The organism is Pseudoalteromonas shioyasakiensis, from assembly GCF_001550135.1.
Taxonomy (GTDB): Bacteria; Pseudomonadota; Gammaproteobacteria; order Enterobacterales; family Alteromonadaceae; genus Pseudoalteromonas; species Pseudoalteromonas shioyasakiensis.
In genome coordinates this window covers 616,592-637,623 of the sequence record NZ_LRUE01000015.1, presented here as the reverse complement: position 1 = coordinate 637,623, position 21,032 = coordinate 616,592, and the positions used below count along the sequence as shown (strand labels likewise).

Genomic DNA, 21,032 nt, shown 5'->3' with positions numbered 1-21,032 from the left:
TAAGTATTGTTTTGCTATTGTTTTTCAGTGGCTTAATAAAAATGTGTGATTTTTGTGGAAATTTGATTTAAATCGTTTTTGCCGCTTTTAGAGACTAGACTGGTTTGTTTTTTAATCTATACTGAAAGCTGCTCATCTAGAGTAAAAAGTACTATTAATGAAAAGGGATGATTTATGAAAAAACTAATAGCGGCGGCTATCTGTGGCTTGGTTTCAACGGTAAGCCTTGCTGCAGATAAACCGAACGTATTAGCCATTATGGTTGATGACGTTGCGCCAATCTCACTCAGTGCATACTCGCACGGTATGACCTACCCAACCCCTAATATTGATCGCATTGCTAACGAAGGTGCATTGTTTACAGATCACTATGCACAACCTAGTTGTACAGCGGGTCGTGCTGCGTTTTTAATGGGGCAATTACCAATTCGAACAGGCTTAACAACAGTGGGCCAACCAGGTAACCCACTTGGCATAAAAGAAGCCGATCCTACGTTAGCTGAATTTTTAAAAGATCGCGGTTATATGACTGCGCAATATGGTAAAAACCACCTAGGTGACTTAGATGAGCACTTACCAACAAAGCATGGCTTTGACGAATTTTACGGTAACTTGTACCACCTCAATGTATCTGAAGAGCCAGAGCAAGCGGATTACCCAAAAGATCCTGAGTTTGTGAAAAAGTTTGGTCCACGTGGTGTTATCGAATCTTACGCTAATGGCAAAATCATTGATACCGGCCCGCTTACTCGCAAACGTATGGAAACCTTTGACGAAGAAGTGTTAGAGCGCTCACTTAACTTTATGGAACGTGCAGTTAAGGCGAAAAAGCCATTCTTTATTTGGCATGCGTCTAGTCGTATGCACGTTTACACACACTTAAAACCAGAAAGCCGTCATTTAGCGACGGGTATTAGCTCTGAAGAGACGTATTTGGTAGTGGCCTGATTGAACATGATGGCCATGTTGGCAAGCTGCTTGATAAACTTGATGAGCTAAAAATTGCCGATAACACCATTGTTATTTACACCAGTGATAATGGCCCTGAGCAATCAAGCTGGCCAGATGCAGGTACAACTGAATTCCGCGGTGAAAAAATGACAACCTGGGAAGGTGGCGTACGTGTGCCTTTCTTAGTTCGTTGGCCAAACAAAATACCAAAAGGCTTAAAGCTAAATGGTATTTCATCGCATGAAGATGTTTTCCCTACAATTGCGGCTGCATTAGGCGAAAAGAACTTACGTGAAAAGCTTAAAAAGTCAGACAAAGTGTATATTGATGGTGAAAACAACCTAGCATACTGGACTGGTAAGGCTGATAAGTCTGCGCGTAACTATTTCTTCTATTACTATGAGTCACAGCTTACAGCAGTGCGTTTTGGTCCATGGAAAATGCACTTTGCGACTAAACCAAATGGCTTATATTACGAAGACATGGTAACTCATAGCATGCCTAAACTATTTAACTTACGTAAAGATCCATTAGAGCACTATGATGGAGTAACAGGATTTCACCAAATCATGCGTAAGAGCTGGTTGCTACAGCCAATCATTGCTAAGTTAAACGAACATGTACAATCTTTTGTAGAGTTCCCACCGCGTCAAGAGTCAGCGTCTCTTAACGTGAATGAAGCAATCGAAAAAGCAAAATCACTAAACTATGGTCATTAATTATTGACCATAAGTTAAGTTGAAAAGGGCCTACTTGGCCCTTTTTTAATGCTTAATGATTAATACTATTCATCATTTCGAGCTGTTTCACAAACTGCTCAATTTGCTGGTTACCCGGTACCAAACGGGCTAGGTTTCTAGCATAAAACAGCGCTTGGCTGTAGTTTTCTTCTGCCACATACCACTGCGCCAAACTGTAGCTGATATCTGGGTTATTTGGTGTTAGATTAAAAGCGCGCTCAAGGGCTGATATTGCAGCTGGCATATTGCCTAAATCTTGTAATAGCAGGGCGTAGGTAAACTGATAGTTTGCATTTTCTTGTGCAAACTGTACTGCTTTTTGTAAATGAGTAAGGGCGGTGTCTTTTTGTTTTGTGCGAATAAGGCTCATTGCCAGAGCATAATGAATATCGCCGCTTTCTGCGTTAACGTCTAAGCCTTGTTTTAAGATAGCTTGCGCTGCTTTTTCATCGCCTTGGTTTCGGTATAAATCAGCTAAATTGACATAAGCAGGAGCAAAAATAGGCTCAACACTAATTGCTTGTAGGTAATGTGTTTTGGCTTGCGCTGGCTTTTGTAGTGTGAGTGCCAGATTACCTAAATTGGTATGGGAATAGCCACGCTCTGCTTGGTATTGTTGAATGCCTTTGTACTCATCAAGGGCTGCATTTAAGCGTTTGCTGTCTTGCTCGTTGAGCCCAGTAGGGAACGGCTGAGTTAACATGGCCGCCAGTGCTCTTGCAGCTTCGGCTCTGATGGGTAAATGCTCATCATCTAAAAGCGGGTTTAATAAGCGCCAGCGCTGATTGATATCAAATGGCATCGCCGCTTCAATGGCGGCTTGGCGTTTTAATGGTTCGCTGTCTTTTACTGAGCGAGCAATCGCAACGACAGCGTTGTTATCTGGGCTTGTGGCTAAACGGCTTAATGCTGATGCGCGAATAATCTCAGGAAAGCTTTTATCTTGCACGATTTTGGTCAGCATGGTTGAGGCATTTGGTAAACGGTTATCGGCGGCATAAAACGCTTCAGAAAAATGCGCAGTGCCAAGGTGTTTTGAATTTGGATGCCAGTCTTTTATTTTGCTAACCGCCCACTGCGGCGTCTTGTCTTCATGGCAGCTATTACAGGCATTTGGAGCATTTGTTTTTAATGTTAAATCTGGGCGTGGTACCCGGAAGCTGTGGTCGCGCCTTGCATCAACTTGCATATAGGTGGTGGCAGGCATATGACAATCAACACATTGGCTACCTTCACTTGCCACTTTATGACCGTGATGTTTCGGCGTATCGAACACCTCTTGGCTATGACATTGCGTACAGGTTTGATTGCCCGGTAGCTTTAATTTACCCGAATGAGGGTTATGACAGTTACTACAGGTAACCCCTGCATTGAACATTTTACTTTGTAAAAATGAACCCCATACATAGTCTTCATCCCACACTTGACCATCAACATGATAAAGCTCAGGAGTGAGTAAAGAGCCTTGAAAGCTTTGTAAAAAACTATGAGGGTCTTTGCGGTCATCAAGCTGTGAGCGGCGAGCATGACAGGTTGCACACACTTGCACTTGCTCGCTTTTTACCAGTGGCTGCACGCTTTGCATACTGCCATCGGCTTTTTGGGTAAAAAGCGGAGTTTGCTTTTTAATATTATGAGTAAAGCCCTTATCGGCAATACTGCTATCGCCATCAGCCCATTTTAAATGAGCTTGTGGATCGCCATGACACGCTTTACAGCTCACGTTAATGCTTGAATAACTCGAATCAAAGCTATTCGTTTTAAGGTCAAATTGCTTTTTGAAATCAGTTGAGTGGCAATCGGCACACATGTGATTCCAGTTTTGGCCTTTTTGCGACCAATGAAATAGGTCGTGTTTTTTTTGTTCCGGGTGCAGTACAAACCAGCGCTGACCGCCTTGTGCTTTACTGCGTGAGTCCCATGCAAATGGAAACAGCTGAATGTGGCCTTGGCCCATATCAAACATGTATTGCTGCAATGGCTCATAGCCAAATGTGTATAAAACAGGGTAGTCAGTCAGCTTGCCATCAAGGTTTGGCATGCTTATAAAAAGTTGTTGGTCTTGTTGATAAAAGCGTGCTCGCTGACCTTGGTAGTCAAGGGTTTGCTCATTGAAATTACCAAGCACTGTAGTGGGAGTGGCTTTTTCCATAGCATGAAAATGATGGGATGTTTGCCAATCTTCAACTTGGCTTTGATGACAGTTAATACACTGGGGTTCTGCAAACGCATTGAATGCGAAAAAGCTGCATAACAGCCAAGCCAATCTTATCACTGAATAAATCCTTTTTATTTTTACCACATGCACTTAGAGTTATATCAGTTTGTTGCTGATAAGCAAAGTCGGCTTATTAAAACGAGGATGTAAAAAAGCCCGAGAAACTCGGGCTTAGTAAGTTATAAACTTTTCTTCGGTGGCAGCGCGACGTTAGCAAAGATAAGCCCCGCTACTAATGACATGAAAATCAAAAATGTTTGCTGGCCAATATGGTCTGCATAAACGAAATCTTGGCCTTCAATAAGTGAGTTCAAGCCAATATAGGTTTTACTACCAGGTACCAATACGATCAGTCCTTGCATAGCTACAATAGAGGCTGGAGCATTGACAACGCGGTTGAATAAGTTGCTAAAAACGCCCACGGCTAATGCGCCTACAAATGTACCTAATGTGTAGTCTAGGTACATGGCTGAACCAATACTTGTACCATACGCGATAAAGCCAGATGCAATAGACCAAACTGCATGCTTTAGCTTGGTTCTAAAAATCACGATTAGGCTGCTACATAGCATGAATATAGCTAGCCAAGCTGTCCATTTGGGTAAAGGCTCAGGTTGCACAAAGTCACTTTGGCCAAAAATAGCAAAACCAATACCAATACCAATAAAGGCGCCAAAATACAGCTTAAACAGCAGCATGAATGAGTCCATCACCCGAGCTGTACCAGATACTAAATGCCTTGCCGCTAACTCTGCCAAACCTAGGGCTAATGCTAAGCCGGGTATAAACACAATGATGGCAGAAAGTACCACTAGTCGTATGTTAATTTGGGCGTCAATATAGACACTAATAGCACAGGCTATAATCGCCGATACGATGGCAACTAATGGTTCAAGCATATGGGCAACACGTTTAGAGCGTGTTGACCAAAGTACAAATAAATACACCACTAAGGTAATAAGCGCTGACCAAAATACATCATTCCAGCTAGTACCCATCAACATGGCAAATGCACCACCCGAAGTCGCAAACGCAACGCCAGTCATAAATTTATTATATGGGTTTGGCATGGTGTAAATAATATCGAGCTGTTTATCGACCTCTTGTAGCGTCAGCTCGCCATTAAGCATTTTGTTTACTAAGTCATCGGTATCTGCCAGCGAGCCTAAGTCATGATCGCCCGGATCAACACGCGCAACATGGGTGTACTCTTCTTCGTGCCCATCTGTCCAAATAACAAATGTCACTGATGTTGGCGACATAACAAAAGATGATTTCAAACCGAGGTAAGTCGCAACTTCCATTAAGTGCGCTTCTAGTCGGTATGCAGGTGTACCGTATTTATGAAGCATTTTGCCAAGCTTCACGATAAATTTTCGTTTTTCAGTAAACGTTGCGGTTTTCAAAGGCGTTTTGAACCAAAGGTTAAATTGTTCAGTTAAGGATAGACCAAAATTCAATAAGATATAGTCTAATCGCTAGACTATATCGCTTAAATTGACCAGCGCGATTTTAGCGACAAAAGCTGCTATGTCTAGTGTTATTTACGGCAAAATTACTTATTTTTTGCTTCAATCCACTGCGCCATGTATTGGGTTGAACGCATGGTGTGATGTTTGAGCATTTGGCCGGTAAAATTTTGCTGTCTATGCTGCGCTAATGACTCACTAATGGCGGTGATTTTAGCGATTAACTGCGACTGAAGTTTTGATTTATCATAATATTTTTGCAATAACTGCTGGCCATTTTGCTGTGCCTGAGTAAATAACGCTTCATCTTGATAAAGTGCCACTGCTGCATCTGCAAATTGCTGTGCATCTTCACAGATTGCGCCTGACCAAGGCTCATTTTGATGCATGCCTTCACTGCCAATAGGAGTTGTTACGCTCGGCGTTTGCATGATCATCGCTTCGAGTAACTTACCCTTAATACCAGCCCCAAAACGCAGTGGCGATAAACATACTCGGGCATCTTCCATCACTTGATAAGCATCATCAGCCCAGCCTTTGATCAAGAAGCCGGTTTTTGGATTGTTAAGTGCTGTTGCCTTTGGTGGCGGGTAAGAGCCATAAATGTGGAGTTCGGCATCGGGTAATTGTTTGCGGATCAGCGGCCAAATCTGTTGTAAGTACAATACTGCATCCCAGTTTGGCGCATGACGAAAATTACCTATGGTCATAAAGTGTTTACGCTCTGAAAATGCTTTGGTGCTGGTGGGGATATGCTGTAAATCAACCAAAAATGGTAAGTGGTGAAGTAGGGCGTTATCGACTTTGAAAACGTCATTGAGTAGCTGCATCTCGTAATGCGAGATAATTAAGCTGATGTCTGAGCGTAAAATAGCGGCGATTTCTCGCTTGGCAATATCGCTGTGTAAATCACTATGGCTGAATTCTCGGCCTGCTTTATGAGCGTCGTGACGGGCATTTCTTAGACACTGTAAATCTTCGGTATCGAGAACTTTAAGAGCGTTAGGGCAGTATTTGTCGACTCGCCAACCGAACTGCTCTTCCATCATAAAGCGATCAAACATCACAATGTCTGGGTTATACGCTTGCACGTACTCATCAAAGCTTGAGCAGTTTAATGCAATGACCCGTGTGGTAATGCCATCCTCGCTGAGATCCACCATGTGTTCGGTTTTTTGCGCAGGGCTTGCAAATTCGACTTGCCAGTTTTCTGCGCGAAAGGTGCGCAGGAGTGACATCATGTGGGTGCCGGCTGCCGACGAATTAGGCTCAGGCCATACATAGCCGATCACTAACACTTTTTTCATTGACTTGAATCTCGTATTTTTAAGTTAACATCCACCAAGGTGCGAACTGGGGGTGTTGATTTATCTAATAGTTCTTTTAGCACCTGACAGGTGCGTTTACCGATTTCATCGGCATTAATGGCGATGGTTGAAAGGGAAGGCAACATTAAGCGCGAATCTTCTAAGTCATCAAAGCCAATAACTTTGATGTCTTTACCCGGCTCTAGGCCGTGTTGGCGCATAGCTTCAATCGCGCCGTAAGCAATCACATCATTAAAACAGACAATGGCTTTGGTATTTGGCGCTTGTTTTATAAGGGTATTAAAGGCTTCTCGGCCACCTTGGCGGTTTGTTGGTGCTTGAATAACGGGTTTTTCGTCAGTGATATTAAATTGCTCAAGCGCAGCTAAAAAACCACTCAAACGTTCATGGTAATCAGATATTTCTGCCGTACCACCTAAAAAGGCTACCTCTTCTATGCCTTGCGATAAAATATGGCTGGTCGAAATATGTGTGCCTTTTTTGTTATCAGGCAAAATACACGGCGCTGCTGAAAAGGGAATTTCACGCATGATATTAATAACCGGAAAACCACTATTTATTAAATCATCTTGCCACTGCTGCTGTGTGCCCGGAGCCGGACACATAATAAACGCCGATACGTTGTATTCTTTTAGGGTTTTCACCACTTGAGTTTGCCTTTCGACACACTCCGCAATATTCACCAGCATTGGCAGCATGCCAAGCTCAAAGATGTGTTTTTCGAGACCAACAGCAAGCTGAGCTGAATACGGGTTGGTTAAGTCATTTATAACCAACGCGACTAGGTTTGAGCGCTTGCTGCGTAGTGCTGCAGCGTCGCGGTTATACACATAGCCAAGCTTATCAATGGCAGCCAGTACTTTTTCTTTACTTTTTTTACTGACCTTATCACTGTTGGTAAGGACCAAAGACACCGTTGATTTTGAAACCTGTGCTTGTTCAGCAACATCCCAAATTGTGACTTTGCCTGTCGATTTTTTCATTTTTATTAGCAAAAAGTGGCGAATAGAGTGCTTTTATTTTAGCGTAATTTAGCTGTTTAAGTCACTGATTGGCTGCCAAAAGGGCCTAAACTCTTTATGAAATGCTGCAAACATGTTCTACTTGTTTACAGAATCGAAAATAAAAACGAAAAAGGAACGAACATGAAAGCATTTAAACTGCTTTTTGCGCTAGTTATTGGCGCAGCTGTTTGCACACCCAGTTTTGCTAATCAAGGTTATCAAACTCCATCGCCTGCACTGGCTGCTGTGGTTGATGCTAAGCTTGCACCAAGTAGTTATTTATCGAATGATGGCCAGTGGCTGGCGTTATTTGATAGAAAACGCATCGATACCTTACAAGACTTAGCCAAAGAAGAGTTGAAACTTGCGGGTATTAAGCTTAATCCTGCTAATTTTTCGCGCTCAAGAGTGCGTAATAAGTTCACATCTTTAGTGCTTAAGCATGTTGAAACCGGTTCTGAAATTGTTGTATCTGGTTTGCCAAATGGCATTTTACGCTCACCAAGTTGGTCAAGCGATAGTCAATACTTGGCGTTTGTGGTTGAGCAAGAATCGAGTGCTAACTTATGGGTTTATAATGTAAGTACTAAGCAAGCCCGCCAGTTAAGTGATACACCACTTAATTCAGTGCTAACGCGCACGCCTTATACTTGGTTGCCAGATAGCAGCGCCATTGTAGCTAATGCAGCGGTTAATATTGGTAAAGCACGTATCAGCAACGACAGCTCGCAGATTGTGCCAGTTATTCAGCAAAGTAGTGGTGAAAAAGCGCCTGCGCGTACTTATCAAAACTTGTTAACTAGCCCATATGATGAAGCACAATTTAAGTTTTTTGCGCAAAGCCAGCTGACTTATATTCCGCTTAGTGGTCAAGGCCAACCAATTGGTCAACCGGGCTTAATTAAATCGTTTTCGGTCTCACCTGATTCAACCAATATTTTGGTTGGCATGATTGATGAGCCTTTTTCTTATCAAGTGCCTTACAGCCGATTTGCTGCGACTTGGCAAATTTGGGGAATGCGTGGCTATACGCTTGCAGAGCTTGCGAAGCAGCCTTTAGCAGATAACATTCCACAAGGTTATGACAGTGTGCGTACTGGTCGCCGCGAATTTCAATGGCGAGCAGATCAAGGCGCTGAAGTAATTTGGGCTGAAGCACAAGACGGCGGTGATATGAAAACCGACGTTCCTCATCACGATTACCTTTATAGCCTAAGAGCACCATTTAAACGTGATGCTAAGTTATTTGCTAAAGTTGAACGCCGTTTTGATTCAATTACTTGGGGCAACGGTAATGTTGCTCTGTTATCTGAATGGCGCTTTAGCGACCGACAAGTTCGCACATTTGTTATTCAACCACGTAATGCAGATAAAAATCGCGTGTTATTTTCTGAGCGCAGCTATAACGATGCCTACAAAAACCCAGGTTACCCAATTTATGAAAAAAATGATTTGGGCGCTGATGTATTAAAAGTTGTTGGCGGGCGTTATCTTTTCTTACGCGGTAATGGTGCATCTGAGCAGGGGAATATTCCGTTTTTAGACCGTTATGATGTAAAAACTAATACCACAACACGCATTTGGCAATCAGAAGCGCCATACTATGAGCGTGTGCGTGCCATGCTTGATGATGAAGGCGAGCGTTTAATTACTATTCGCGAATCTAAAACTGAGCAACCTAACTTTTTTATTCGCGACCTAGACGATAAAACCCTGACTCAACTTACGACTTTTGAGCACCCTTACCCAGAATTTAAAGGGGTGACTAAAGAGCTAATTCGATACAAGCGTGATGACGGCGTTGAGCTTAGTGGTACGCTTTATTTTCCGCCTGGTTATGATTCAACTCAAGGCCCGTTACCGGTTCTAATGTGGGCTTATCCGCTTGAATATAAAGATAAAGCCGTTGCGTCACAAATGCGCGAGTCGCCGTATGAGTTTACTTATATCGGTTATTGGGGGCCAATGCCTTATCTTGCAAAAGGTATTGCTGTATTTGACGACCCGAAGATGCCAATTGTGGGTGTTGATGGTAAAGAGCCAAACGATTTATTCCGTAAGCAGCTGGTGGCAAGTGCTAAGGCAGCGGTTGATGTACTTGTTGAAAAAGGTGTGGCAGATAAAAACAAAATTGCCATTGCTGGTCACTCTTATGGTGCCTTTATGGTGGCGAATTTATTAGCGCACAGCGACTTATTTAAAACCGGTATTGCCCGCAGTGGTGCTTACAACCGCACCCTAACGCCATTTGGTTTCCAAGGTGAAGAGCGTGATTTTTGGCAAGCGCAAGATGTGTACGCGGCTATGTCACCGTTTTTCCACGCTGAGAAAATCAATGAGCCTATGCTGATGATCCATGGTCAAGAAGATCCTAATTCGGGTACTTTTCCAATGCAAAGTGAGCGTATGTACGCTGCATTAAAAGGCTTAGGTAAAGAAGCTCGCTTAGTGATGTTACCTTATGAGGCGCATGGCTATCGCGCTCGTAAGAGCTTGCTGCATGTACTTTGGGAGCAAGAGCAGTGGTTAGATAGATACTTATTAAGAGACGAAAAACCCGCAGAGCCAGTTGCCGTTGACGGTGTTACTCAGTAATTTGTTAAATATTAAAAATCCCCGCCTTATAGCGGGGATTTTTGTATTGCCTACTTGCATATTCCTATTCGTAGATAAACGGTTAGCAAATAAGAGGAAATGTTGTTCATGTTTATAATTCCAGATACCGACAAGAAAATTCGAGCAAAGATATCTAGCTATAAATACTAAAACTACGTTAATCACGTACAGGTTTGCCATCTATACGTTGTTTGCGTATACTTTGCCAATGAAAAGTGTATTTGTTGAATCAACTATATTTGAAAAGTACCGTAACGAGTATCTTAGCGATGAAGAGTTTAGGGTTTTCCAAGCTGAATTAATGTCTAAACCTAAACAGGGGGATGTTATTCAAGGTACAGGTGGTTTACGTAAGGTGCGAGTTGCTGGCAAAGGTAAGGGCAAGCGCGGTGGCTTTCGTGTTATTTATTATTTCCTTGATGAAAAACATCGTTTCTACTTATTGACCATTTATGGTAAGAGTGAAATGTCTGATTTAACAGCAGATCAAAAGAAACATTTAAAGGCTTTTATGGAGATTTGGCGTAATGAGCAGTCGTGATTTATTTGCAGAGTTAAGTTCTGCACTTGTTGAGGCTAAAGAGCATTCAGAGGGCAAGCTAACTCTTAAAACGCATCAAATTAACGACATTAGTGAGTTAGACATCTCACCTGATGAAATTGTAAGTATTCGTGAGCAATTTAATATGTCACGGGGTGTCTTCGCTCGTTTGCTGCACACATCATCTCGTACCTTAGAAAACTGGGAGCAGGGGCGAAGCGCACCAAATGGGCAAGCAGTAACTCTTCTAAAGTTGGTTCAGCGTCATCCTGAAACTCTTTCGCACATAGCTGAGCTATAACTCTCAGCGTTAGGAAAAGAGTGTTTTTTGGAAATATTACTATTCCTTACATTATTTTAATAAGCTCACTAGCTTTTTGTTATCGGTTTTAATTGCTCGCTTAACCAATCAATAAACACTCGGGTACGCCTTGGTAAATGGCGTCGATTTGGGTAGACGATATTCATAGGCATGGGCGGCAAATTATAGTCAGGTAAAACTTGGATAAGTTCACCACGGCTGAGCTCGTCAAGAACTCCATGACGAGGCACTTGAATAAGGCCAAGCCCTGCTAAGCACGCTGCTTTGTAGGCATCCGTGTTGTTAACTGTAAGTTGTGATTTCATGGTCAGGGTTTGCCAATCGCCTTGTGTATCTTGGTATTCAAAGCCGGGGTCAAGTTGGCCGAGTGTTTGGCTATAGCGAACAATGTAGTGCTCGGCTAAATCGCTAAGTTCTGTGATGTTGCCGTGTTTTTTAATATAACCTGGGCTTACACAGTTAATCATCGGGCAGTGGCCAATTTTTTTCGCAATCAGCGATGAGTCTTCTAAATTACCGACTCGCACTACACAATCAAAGCCTTCTTCAATTAGGTTAACTCGTCTGTCAGAACTACTCAGTTCAATCTCTAATTGCGGGTGTGCAGATAAAAAGCTGTCTAGATTCGGTAGCACTAAACGTCTGCTAATTGGCTGTGGCATATCTACTCTAAGACGCCCTGATAACGCTTCGTCTTTTTTATGAAATAGGGTTTGTAGTTCGTCTATATCAGCAAGCATATCTTTGCAGCGCTGATAAAAAACCGTGCCTTCGTTGGTCAGCGTAACTCGTCTTGTTGTGCGGTTTAGAAGCCGAGCACCTAACGTATCTTCGAGTTGTTTGACCAACTGCGAGACAGATGATTTAGGCATGCTCAGTGCAAGTGCTGCAGCTGAAAAGCTTTTTAGCTCTGCAACCTGAACAAAGGTTTTCATGGCATTTAGTTCATTCATGATTGTTTGTTATTTACGAACAGTTAATTCAATTTTACATGGTTTATCTGGTTTTGCAGTGTAAATATACTGGTTGCTCACAATTACTTCAAAGCAAAAGGTAAACATGATGAGCAATAGAATTGCAGTGATCACAGGTGGTAATCGCGGTTTAGGTAAAAATACAGTTTTAAGTTTGGCACGTAAGAGCATTGATTGCGTATTTACTTACAGAAGCCATAAAGATGAAGCACAGCAGGTTGTAGAAGAAGTAGCTGCACTGGGGGCAAAAGCCGTCGCCATTCAACTTGATGTGAGCGATATTTTAGGTTTTGCTGAATTTAAACAAACACTTGAAAGTACCTTGGCAACACAATGGCAAACATCTCGATTTGATTATTTAATTAATAACGCAGGCCATGGCAGTGATAGTGCATTTGCTGATACCAGTGAAGCTATGTTTGATAATTTGATGAATGTACATGTAAAAGGGGTGTTTTTCTTAACGCAAACACTGCATGAGATGATCAATGATGGTGGGCGTATTATTAACTTATCTTCAGGGCTGACACGTTTTGCATTACCAGGAAAAGCGGTCTACGCCACCATGAAAGGGGCCGTTGAGGTATTAACCAAATACATGGCAAAAGAACTGGCTGGTCGCAATATTGCCGTGAATATCGTCGCTCCAGGCGCAATTGCCACTGATTTTGGTGGCGGTGCTGTCCGTGATAATGAGCATGTAGCTCAATTAGTGAGTTCATCTACAGCCATGGGGCGCGTTGGTCAAGCTGATGATATTGGCCCTATGATTGCGCAATTACTCGGTGATGAAAACCGTTGGGTAACCGGGCAACGAATAGAAGCATCGGGCGGTATGTTTTTATAAGCCTGTTAGCAATCGCGTGTTTGTTTGCTTATTTAAGTGAATGTGATTTAATCGCTTTCTCTTTTTAAGCAATAAACATGTGATTGCATTTATGCTCGATTTAGCAGTACTCGCGGTTTTTATTCCGACCTTTTTCTTTGTTTCTATTACACCTGGTATGTGTATGACGCTTGCCATGACGTTAGGGATGAGTGTGGGCGTTAGACGTACGCTGTGGATGATGGTCGGCGAGGTGTTAGGCGTTGCCACGGTAGCCATTGCTGCGGTGATTGGGGTTGCTAGTATTATGCTTAATTACCCTGAGTTATTTGCCTTTTTAAAATACTTAGGTGGTGCGTACTTAATTTACCTAGGGGTTAATATGTGGCGCGCTAAAACCAGCTTTAAACCTAGCGATGATACACAGCAACAAATTGGTCGTGGGCAATTATTTTCGCAGGGTTATATCACTGCCATTGCAAACCCAAAAGGGTGGGCATTTATGATTTCTTTACTCCCTCCGTTTATTAATGTTGATTTAGCGGTTGCTCCTCAGCTTGCGGTATTAGTGAGCATTATTATGCTGAGCGAATTTATCTGTATGTTGATTTACGCAACAGGCGGAAAGAGCTTAAGGCTGTTTTTAGATAAAGGCGATAATGTGAAGTGGTTAAACCGTATTGCTGGCGCGTTAATGATGTGTGTGGGCGTTTGGCTGGCGCTAGGCTAATACTAATTTGGATAATACCCATCCGAATACGGCAAATGGGTATTATCCTTGTAGCGTCTTAATCAACTAACTCAACTTGCTTAGACACATGGTTAAAGCACAGTTTTAATGTATCAATGGCAGTTTTTGTTTTTGCCGCTAAGCTGTCTCTGGCTGGTGTTACGGCATAAACAGTGTAATTTGGCATTGCCCACTCAGGTGCGATTTCAACCAGCTCTTTCGATTTTAGTAAATGCCTGACTTCTGGCTCTGGTAATACGCCATAGCCAACACCATCACACACTAATTTAATTAAGCTTTGCATATTATTTACGGTGATCTTTGCTTTCGGTAACGGCTTGCTTGCCAGCGTTGACGGGTTAAACGCATTACTGTCGGCGTTGCTGTGGGCGATACGGGCAAAGTTGCCAAGGTCTTCCCAATTGGCTTTATCGAGTTTGCTAATTGCATGGTCTTTATGAGCACATAGCTTTAACGGCCAAGTTGCTAATTTACGAGCAACGAGGTTTGAGTCAGTTAATGGGCCAATCGCAATCGCTAGGTCAGCGCCGCATTTGATCATATCAATTGGCTCATCAGTCAAAATTAACTGAATACGTAAATCATCAAACTCGTTAATTAAGCGATCTAATGGCTCGCTTAATAGGCCACCGCCAAACCCCACTGGCGCAACTAATTTGAGCTCGCCACTAGGCTTATTTTGTAATTGTTGCAATTGCGTACTGGCCTGATCAGCCAGTGCCAGTATTTTTAAACAGCTTTGATAATACAGGTGGCCCGCTTCGGTTAAAGTCAGTTCGCGCGGGCTACGGTTAAATAGGCTCAATCCGATTTCTTGTTCTAATTGCTTAATGTGTTGACTGACAGCCGATGTGGTCATCGATAACTCTGCAGCTGCACTGCTCATGTTGCCTGTTTCAACAGTACGAGAAAATACACGCAATGTTTTTATCAGCTTGGAATTCATGGTTCAGGCCTTCTTAATTCAGTTTTAAGAAATCGTAAATTGTGAAAATCGGGACTTCTCATTAGTATGCAAACGCTAATTATTATCATTTATAAACAAAAAGTCACGGAGTATTATTATGACGAGGGTTGTTTCTTCTGTTTTACCACTCACTGCTGCTGTTTTAGCAGGTCTTTCCCATTTTGCATACGCTGATGACAAAAAACAAGACATGGAAGTAATAGTTGTATCGGCTTCCGGTTACGAGCAAATGCTTAAAGAGGCGCCAGCCAGCATCAGTGTTATCGACCGTGAGCAGCTTGAAAAGCGTTTTTACCGTGATTTAACCGATGCGATGACTGACGTTCCTGGTGTGGTTGTCACAGGTGGTGGCGACAGAAAAGATATCAGTCTTCGCGGGATGGCAAGTCAATATACTTTGATTTTAATTGACGGCCAGCGCCAAACCTCACGCGAAACTCGTCCAAACAGTGATGGCCCAGGTGTAGAGGGGGCATGGACTCCACCTATTTCAGCAATTGAGCGTATTGAAGTTATTCGCGGCCCTATGTCTTCACTATATGGCTCAGATGCAATTGGTGGTGTTATCAATATTATTACCCGTAAAACACCAGAAAAATGGTATGGTGAACTACGTTTAGATAGCACGATTCAAGAATCAAGTGACTCGGGTAATATAAACCAAGGCAGTTTCTTTACTGCGGGTGGCTTAATTCCTGAGTTATTAGGTATGCAGTTATCAGGTCAGTTTTCAAAACGTGACGAAGACGATTTCGAAGCCGGTTTTCGTGGTAAAGAGCAAAGTAACATCAAAGCAAAGTTTATCTTAACGCCCTCTGATAGCCATGAAATTATGCTTGAAGTAGGCTCTGCAAAACAAAAACTCGACGAAACATTAGGTAAAACAGTTGCTCCTTTAGCAGAAGGTGAAAGTTGTGGCCGTAATGGTTGCCCAGAGTCATCAACCACAGAGTACGACCAAGAAAGCTACTCACTAAGCCATAATGGTTTTTATGATTTTGGCTCATCACGCAGTTACTTAAAGTATGACAAATTCGATAATACCTCTCGTGAAATGTACGTCGAAAATACCGATGCGCAAACAAGCTGGACTTTACCATTTACCAATCATAATGCTGCATTTGGTGCGTCATATTTAAAAGAAGAGCTGGACGATTACACCAGTAACCGCATTAGTGACTTAACGCATGTTGAGAACGAGCAATGGTCAGTATTTGCAGAAGATGAATGGGCTGCAACCAAGCAGTTTAAACTCACTACCGGTCTTCGTTATGACCATGATGGTAATTTTTCAGGCCATTTCAGCCCGCGTTTATATGGTGTGTATACAGCAACTAAGTCGTTGACGGTGAAAGGCGGTATCTCAACAGGCTTTAGAGCGCCGAATATTCGTCAATCTACCGCAGCTTGGGGGCAAGTGAGCCGAGGTGGTAATATTTACGGTAACCCAGATTTAAGCCCTGAAAAATCAGTAAACTACGAAATGGGTATCTACTATGATGCCAGCCGTGATTTATCACTTTCAAGCACCGTATTTTACAACGAGTTTGAAGATAAAATTACCCGTATTTCGTGCCCACTCACCCAGTGTACTGATGGACCAAATCAGTTTGGTTCGATGCCAACGACCTATGTCAATGTGGATGAAGCCGTTACGCAAGGCTTTGAGTTATCAGTATCTTACGACATTACCAGTGAGCTTGATGTCAGTGCCAACTACACCTACACCGATTCTGAGCAAAAAACCGGTGAATACAAAGGCAGCCCACTTAACCAATTACCTAAGCATATTTTACAAACTTCAATTAATTGGCGCCCGGTTGATAAGCTAGGTACCTGGCTGCGTATTCATTACCGCGGCGAAGAAAGCCAGCCTACAACAGGCCCGTCGCAAGACAGCTTAATTGCGCCAGATTACACCTTGGCTGATATTGGTGGTAACTATGATTTAAGCCGCAGCATTAAGTTAGGATTTGGTGTTTATAATCTGTTTGATAAAGAAATCACCGAAGATGAATACGGATATGTTGAAGATGGTCGCCGTTATTGGGTTTCTCTAGGCTTTAACTTTTAAATAATTATTAAGTCATTCGTATTTGCAGGTTTAACCACTAAGTTAATTGGTGGTTAAACCTTATTTTAGTAAAACTTAGGTTGTTATCTCAACGATAGCACCTTGGTGCTGAATGACTTGCCCTGCAATATAATTTCCTTGTTTTGCGCATTCTTCAATAGCTTGATCCTGCAGCCAAGCCGATAAAAAACCAGCATTAAATGCATCTCCTGCCGCTGTTGTATCAATGACTTTATTAATTTTATTGGTAGGATAATGCGTTGCATTTTGCTGCTCTAATGTACTGTATTGGCACCCATTTCCACCATCTTTAATTATAAGTTCTTTAACGCCTAATCCATGAAGCCACTCTCTACAAGCTGAAATATCTTTGCAATTCCAAATCAGTGCTTCATCATCAAACGTAACCAAAGCCAGGTCGGCTAATTGCGCCATCCGCTTATTAATATCCTGACAGTATTGCATTGAGTGCCATAACGAAGGCCTGTGATTGCTATCATAAATAATTTTTACACCTGCGCGTTTTAAGTTTGTCAGCTCGTTAAGTAATGCATAGCAATCATCTGGGGGCAAAATTGCCAAACTAATGCCTGATAAATAAACAGCATCAAACTCAGTTAATTTATTGATGATATTATAAAATGTTGGCTGCTGAACAAGGTGTTTTGCAGCAGAATTATTGCGCCAATATTGAAAAGAACGCTCGCCATGTTGGTCTGTTTGAATCATATAAAGGCCAGCATGTCTTTGCTTATCTTTAAGAACAAAGTCGCAATTTATTTGATAGTCCTGCCAACGAGCTATCATAGCTTGGCTTAATGCATCTTCGCCCATGGCAGTTACATAACAGACATCAATTCTTTCGCCCGCTAATTTCTTTAGGTAAATTGCGGTATTCATGGTGTCACCACCAAAGTTTTGTTGCATGGTTGCGAATAGCTGGCCAGACAATTCCACCATACATTCTCCAATAATGGCGACTTTTTTAGCCTGCATTACAGAGTGACTCCTTTTTTCCAAATGGCGACTTCACGAATATCATTAACTTCGTTACATGTTGGCTTACCGTTTACTATCTCAACTAATAAATCGACAAATTCCTGATGCACTTCAGGCATGCTTTTACCGTTGACTAGCACACCAGCATCAAAGTCTATCCAGCGCGTTTTTTTATTTGCCAGCTCTGAGTTAGTAGAAATTTTTAAAGTCGGAACAAAGCCACCATAAGGCGTACCTCGGCCAGTTGTGAATAACACAATATGACAGCCTGCAGCGGCAAGTGCGCTGGTGGCAATGGGATCATTACCCGGTGCATTAAGTAAATTTAAACCAGCGACACTTAAGCGTTCACCATACTCAAGCACCGCTTGTACTTTGCTTGTGCCGGCCTTTTGCGTACAACCTAACGACTTATCTTCTAATGTACTAATTCCACCTTTTTTGTTACCAGGAGAAGGGTTTTCGTAAATAGGCTGATTGTGTGCTTTGTAATAACCTTTAAAGTTATTAACCATGTTGACAAGTTGATTAAAGGTTTCTTCATCTTTACAGCGAGACATGAGTAATGTTTCTGCACCAAACATTTCGGGGACTTCCGTCAGGACTGTTGTGCCCCCTTGAGCAATTAAGTAATCAGAGAAGTAGCCAAGCATGGGGTTGGCTGTGATCCCTGAGAGTCCATCACTGCCTCCACACTCAAGACCAAATTTTACTTCACTGAGCTTGCCGGTTTCTCGCTTATCGTGTTTAACGACGCTGTAGATTTCTTCAAGCAGAGCTACGCCATCTTCAACTTCATCATCAGAGTGTTGTGAAATTAAAAACTTAATTCGTGATTCGTCTATTTCACCTAAACCCGCTTTAAAAGCAGCTAATTGGTTGTTTTCGCACCCTAGACCAACGATTAACGCACCACCGGCATTTGGGTGTAAAGCCATATCTTGCAATAAAACTTTTGTGGTTTCTAAATCATCGCCTAACTGAGAGCAGCCAAATTGATGTGGAAATATGTGTACGCCATCAATTTCAAGATCAGCATGGTTACGTAAAAACTCATCTTTCATTTGTTTGATCATGCCATTCACGCAGCCAACGGTTGGGATCAACCATATCTCGTTACGAATACCAATCTCACCATTAGCACGACGGTAAATATTGACCTCAGGTGATGGTTCCTCGGGGGCTTGTGCAACGAACTCTGGCTGATATTGGTATGTTAATTCATCATGCAACGTTGTTTTAATGCAATGTGTGTGTACCCATGCGCCAGGATTAATATCTTCAAGTGCAAAACCAATTGGGGCGCCATATTTAATGACTCGCTCACCCTTAGCAATCGGCTTAAGCGCAACTTTATGACCCTTATCTATGTCTTCTAACGTTTTAAAAGAAAAGCCTTCAAATTCGATTCTTTCATTTGCATTGATTGGCTGTAAGGCAATGGCCACATCATCAGTATTGTGAAGTCGTAATAGTCTGCTCATGCTTATGACTCCAATAAGTTAACAAGCGTTTGTTCAACTGAGCTTGATAGCATTAGACTTAGTTGCTCAGTCACTTTATCTGTAAGGCCTGCAATTTCATTTAAGTCTTTATCCCAATGCCACTTAGCAGCTAACACAGAGCTTACTAGCTCATTGGTTGTTATTGATCCTTGCTGATGTTGTTGCCATTGCTCGTTGAATAAAGCCAACCACTTTGGACTGTCGGCTAATTCAATTTTGTCGCCATTTCGCTCGCCACGATAAAACAATATTTGCCCAGCTAAAGCTGTTGCGATGAGTGGTGGTACAGTTTTGTTGTCGCTAATATATTGCTCTAATTGAGGTAACAAGCGTGTTTTGAATTTAGTCATGCTATTTAATGAAATAGACATCAGTAGGTGACATATATAAGGGTTTCTAAAGCGGTTTAATACGTCATTAGCGAAAATCTGCAACTCTTCTTTAGGTAAGGATAGAGTAGGGATGATTTCATCAAATATCAGTTTAGTAACGTATTTTTCAAGCAGAGGTGAAGCGAGAGCCTCGCCAACCGAATCAATATTTGCCATATAGGCAAGTGGAACCATAGCGGTATGTGCACCGTTCAAAATAGCCACTTTTCGTTGTTTATAAGGCGCAATATCGTCAACAACCTTAATATTTAAGTCACTTCCTTCAAGGTGTAATACATCAGCTAAATGTTGTGGCCCTTGGATCACAAATAAATGAAAGTATTCTGCTGTTACCATGAAGTTGTCGTAATAACCGCATTGTTGCTGTAAAGCTTGATGTTCATCGCGCGGAAATCCCGTCACAATACGATCAACGAGGGATGAACAAAAATGATTGTGCTCGTTAAGCCAGTTTACAAACTCGCTTGGTAAATCCCATAACTGACTGTACTGCAATACAATCTCTTTAAGCTTTTCGCCGTTATAATCAATAAGTTCGCAAGGAATTATGATCATGCCACTACTACTTGCACCATTGAAGTGCTTGAAGCGGTGAAATAACCATTGCGTTAGTTTTGCAGGAAATGCCTTTGCAGGGGTATCAGATAACTTGTCCTCGGGAATGTATTCAATGCCGGCTTCTGTCGTATTCGAAAAAATGACTTTAAGGTCGCTGTTCTCGGCAAGCTTTAAATAGTTATCAAACTCTTTGTAAACTGGGATTTCTTCGTTAACGCAACTGATAATACGCTGCTCAGAAACAGCTTTGTTTTGCTCATTGATACCACGAATAATACAGGTATATAAGCCATCCTGTGTATTAAGAAGTGGCAGCGAGTCGTAGTCGATGGGTCTGATGATAGCAACACCGGCATTTAAACCGGTTTGTTCGTTAAGCTTATCTATTTGCCAATCGACAAATGCACGTAAAAAATTGCCTTCTCCAAACTGCATTATACTCGTTGGATATTTGTTTTTATTAAAGTTTTTACGATTTAAAGTTTGCATTTTTGTGCCCGCTCTTAGCATTGTTACAGTGTATTGCTGAACATAGTAGTTAATTTTGCCACCGGTGGCAAATAAGATTTGACAATTTGCTACCGGTAGTCAAAACTGGCCTTTAACAAATAAGTAATACAATTAACGTTTGTTTATAGCTTTCCATTTAAAACTCACAAAATTTTTTAAATGGATACGCAGGTCATAGCTTGGATTGCCATGTACCTTAATGAAATATAAAGGATTATATAAGACAACATGAACACACAATTGAACACACAAAGAAGACACAACAATGCATAAAAATCTTCTGAGCA

The 21,032-nt window shown here is 42.0% G+C and carries 15 protein-coding genes and 1 pseudogene; 7 read left to right on the top strand and 9 right to left on the bottom strand.

Features of this window, described 5'->3' with window-relative positions; all coding sequences use genetic code 11:
* The first annotated feature begins 174 nt into the window (after positions 1–174).
* Positions 175–1,670, top strand: a pseudogene (locus tag PASHI_RS22460) (arylsulfatase).
* 52 nt (positions 1,671–1,722) lie between these two features.
* On the opposite strand, the gene PASHI_RS12060 reads toward PASHI_RS22460, so the two are convergent.
* The 4 genes from PASHI_RS12060 to PASHI_RS12045 all read right to left on the bottom strand — a co-directional run bounded on the left by PASHI_RS12060 (position 1,723) and on the right by PASHI_RS12045 (position 7,689).
* Positions 1,723–3,966, bottom strand: coding sequence for a tetratricopeptide repeat protein (locus tag PASHI_RS12060; protein WP_082710919.1), 2,244 nt, complete (start codon positions 3,964–3,966; stop codon positions 1,723–1,725).
* Between the two features lie 122 nt (positions 3,967–4,088).
* Positions 4,089–5,315, bottom strand: coding sequence for a threonine/serine exporter family protein (locus tag PASHI_RS12055; protein ID WP_082401625.1), 1,227 nt, complete (start codon positions 5,313–5,315; stop codon positions 4,089–4,091).
* Positions 5,316–5,464: 149 nt separating this feature from the next.
* Positions 5,465–6,685, bottom strand: coding sequence for a glycosyltransferase (locus tag PASHI_RS12050; protein ID WP_062565790.1), 1,221 nt, complete (start codon positions 6,683–6,685; stop codon positions 5,465–5,467).
* Entirely contained in the window at positions 6,682–7,689 is a 1,008-nt protein-coding gene (locus PASHI_RS12045; RefSeq protein ID WP_062565789.1) for a LacI family DNA-binding transcriptional regulator, read from the bottom strand. The genes PASHI_RS12050 and PASHI_RS12045 overlap by 4 nt, the downstream gene beginning before the upstream one ends.
* 162 nt (positions 7,690–7,851) lie before the next feature.
* Here PASHI_RS12045 and PASHI_RS12040 point away from each other — a divergent pair, with 162 nt between their 5' ends.
* The 3 genes from PASHI_RS12040 (at position 7,852) to PASHI_RS12030 (ending at position 11,168) form a co-directional block, all read left to right on the top strand.
* Positions 7,852–10,305 carry a S9 family peptidase gene (locus PASHI_RS12040; RefSeq protein ID WP_062565788.1) on the top strand — a complete coding sequence of 818 codons (2,454 nt, stop codon included), beginning with the start codon at positions 7,852–7,854 and terminating at the stop codon, positions 10,303–10,305.
* A 229-nt stretch (positions 10,306–10,534) separates the two neighbouring features.
* Positions 10,535–10,867 carry a type II toxin-antitoxin system RelE/ParE family toxin gene (locus PASHI_RS12035; RefSeq protein ID WP_062565787.1) on the top strand — a complete coding sequence of 111 codons (333 nt, stop codon included), beginning with the start codon at positions 10,535–10,537 and terminating at the stop codon, positions 10,865–10,867.
* The gene (locus PASHI_RS12030; protein ID WP_062565786.1) at positions 10,854–11,168 is read left to right on the top strand and encodes a helix-turn-helix domain-containing protein; all 315 of its coding nucleotides are present in this window, start codon (positions 10,854–10,856) and stop codon (positions 11,166–11,168) included. The genes PASHI_RS12035 and PASHI_RS12030 overlap by 14 nt, the downstream gene beginning before the upstream one ends.
* Positions 11,169–11,236: 68 nt before the next feature.
* Here the strand turns inward: PASHI_RS12030 and PASHI_RS12025 are convergent, their stop codons facing one another.
* A complete protein-coding gene (locus PASHI_RS12025; RefSeq protein ID WP_082710918.1) occupies positions 11,237–12,142 on the bottom strand; it encodes a LysR family transcriptional regulator in 906 nt (301 codons plus the stop codon).
* A gap of 106 nt (positions 12,143–12,248) precedes the next feature.
* Here PASHI_RS12025 and PASHI_RS12020 point away from each other — a divergent pair, with 106 nt between their 5' ends.
* Entirely contained in the window at positions 12,249–13,010 is a 762-nt protein-coding gene (locus PASHI_RS12020) for an SDR family NAD(P)-dependent oxidoreductase (protein WP_205990975.1), read from the top strand.
* A gap of 91 nt (positions 13,011–13,101) precedes the next feature.
* Positions 13,102–13,719: a LysE family translocator gene (locus PASHI_RS12015; RefSeq protein ID WP_062565940.1), complete on the top strand. Its 618-nt coding sequence runs from the start codon at positions 13,102–13,104 to the stop codon at positions 13,717–13,719.
* A gap of 58 nt (positions 13,720–13,777) precedes the next feature.
* Here the strand turns inward: PASHI_RS12015 and PASHI_RS12010 are convergent, their stop codons facing one another.
* Positions 13,778–14,686: a LysR family transcriptional regulator gene (locus PASHI_RS12010; RefSeq protein ID WP_058584682.1), complete on the bottom strand. Its 909-nt coding sequence runs from the start codon at positions 14,684–14,686 to the stop codon at positions 13,778–13,780.
* Between the two features lie 118 nt (positions 14,687–14,804).
* Between PASHI_RS12010 and PASHI_RS12005 the strand changes: the two genes are divergently transcribed.
* Complete coding sequence (locus PASHI_RS12005) at positions 14,805–16,781, top strand: ligand-gated channel protein (protein WP_062565783.1); 1,977 nt, start codon at positions 14,805–14,807, stop codon at positions 16,779–16,781.
* Between the two features lie 75 nt (positions 16,782–16,856).
* Here the strand turns inward: PASHI_RS12005 and PASHI_RS12000 are convergent, their stop codons facing one another.
* From PASHI_RS12000 to PASHI_RS11990, 3 genes are read right to left on the bottom strand one after another with little or no spacing between them, the layout of a single operon-like run.
* The gene (locus PASHI_RS12000) at positions 16,857–17,777 is read right to left on the bottom strand and encodes a sugar kinase (RefSeq protein WP_062565782.1); all 921 of its coding nucleotides are present in this window, start codon (positions 17,775–17,777) and stop codon (positions 16,857–16,859) included.
* Positions 17,777–19,264, bottom strand: coding sequence for a UxaA family hydrolase (locus PASHI_RS11995; RefSeq protein ID WP_062565781.1), 1,488 nt, complete (start codon positions 19,262–19,264; stop codon positions 17,777–17,779). Before PASHI_RS11995 ends, PASHI_RS12000 begins: the two co-directional genes overlap by 1 nt.
* Positions 19,265–19,266: 2 nt before the next feature.
* Positions 19,267–20,724, bottom strand: a complete 1,458-nt coding sequence (locus PASHI_RS11990; RefSeq protein ID WP_062565780.1) for a tagaturonate reductase — start codon at positions 20,722–20,724, stop codon at positions 19,267–19,269.
* Positions 20,725–21,032: the final 308 nt, after the last annotated feature.

Coding starts and splice junctions, on each gene's coding strand:
- PASHI_RS12000 (WP_062565782.1), bottom strand. CDS start 17,777: ATGCAGGCTAAAAAAGTCGCCATTATTGGAGAATGTATGGTGGAATTG.
- PASHI_RS12010 (WP_058584682.1), bottom strand. CDS start 14,686: ATGAATTCCAAGCTGATAAAAACATTGCGTGTATTTTCTCGTACTGTT.
- PASHI_RS12030 (WP_062565786.1), top strand. CDS start 10,854: ATGAGCAGTCGTGATTTATTTGCAGAGTTAAGTTCTGCACTTGTTGAG.
- PASHI_RS11995 (WP_062565781.1), bottom strand. CDS start 19,264: ATGAGCAGACTATTACGACTTCACAATACTGATGATGTGGCCATTGCC.
- PASHI_RS12045 (WP_062565789.1), bottom strand. CDS start 7,689: ATGAAAAAATCGACAGGCAAAGTCACAATTTGGGATGTTGCTGAACAA.
- PASHI_RS12020 (WP_205990975.1), top strand. CDS start 12,249: ATGATGAGCAATAGAATTGCAGTGATCACAGGTGGTAATCGCGGTTTA.
- PASHI_RS11990 (WP_062565780.1), bottom strand. CDS start 20,724: ATGCAAACTTTAAATCGTAAAAACTTTAATAAAAACAAATATCCAACG.
- PASHI_RS12040 (WP_062565788.1), top strand. CDS start 7,852: ATGAAAGCATTTAAACTGCTTTTTGCGCTAGTTATTGGCGCAGCTGTT.
- PASHI_RS12005 (WP_062565783.1), top strand. CDS start 14,805: ATGACGAGGGTTGTTTCTTCTGTTTTACCACTCACTGCTGCTGTTTTA.
- PASHI_RS12050 (WP_062565790.1), bottom strand. CDS start 6,685: ATGAAAAAAGTGTTAGTGATCGGCTATGTATGGCCTGAGCCTAATTCG.
- PASHI_RS12035 (WP_062565787.1), top strand. CDS start 10,535: ATGAAAAGTGTATTTGTTGAATCAACTATATTTGAAAAGTACCGTAAC.
- PASHI_RS12025 (WP_082710918.1), bottom strand. CDS start 12,142: ATGAATGAACTAAATGCCATGAAAACCTTTGTTCAGGTTGCAGAGCTA.
- PASHI_RS12015 (WP_062565940.1), top strand. CDS start 13,102: ATGCTCGATTTAGCAGTACTCGCGGTTTTTATTCCGACCTTTTTCTTT.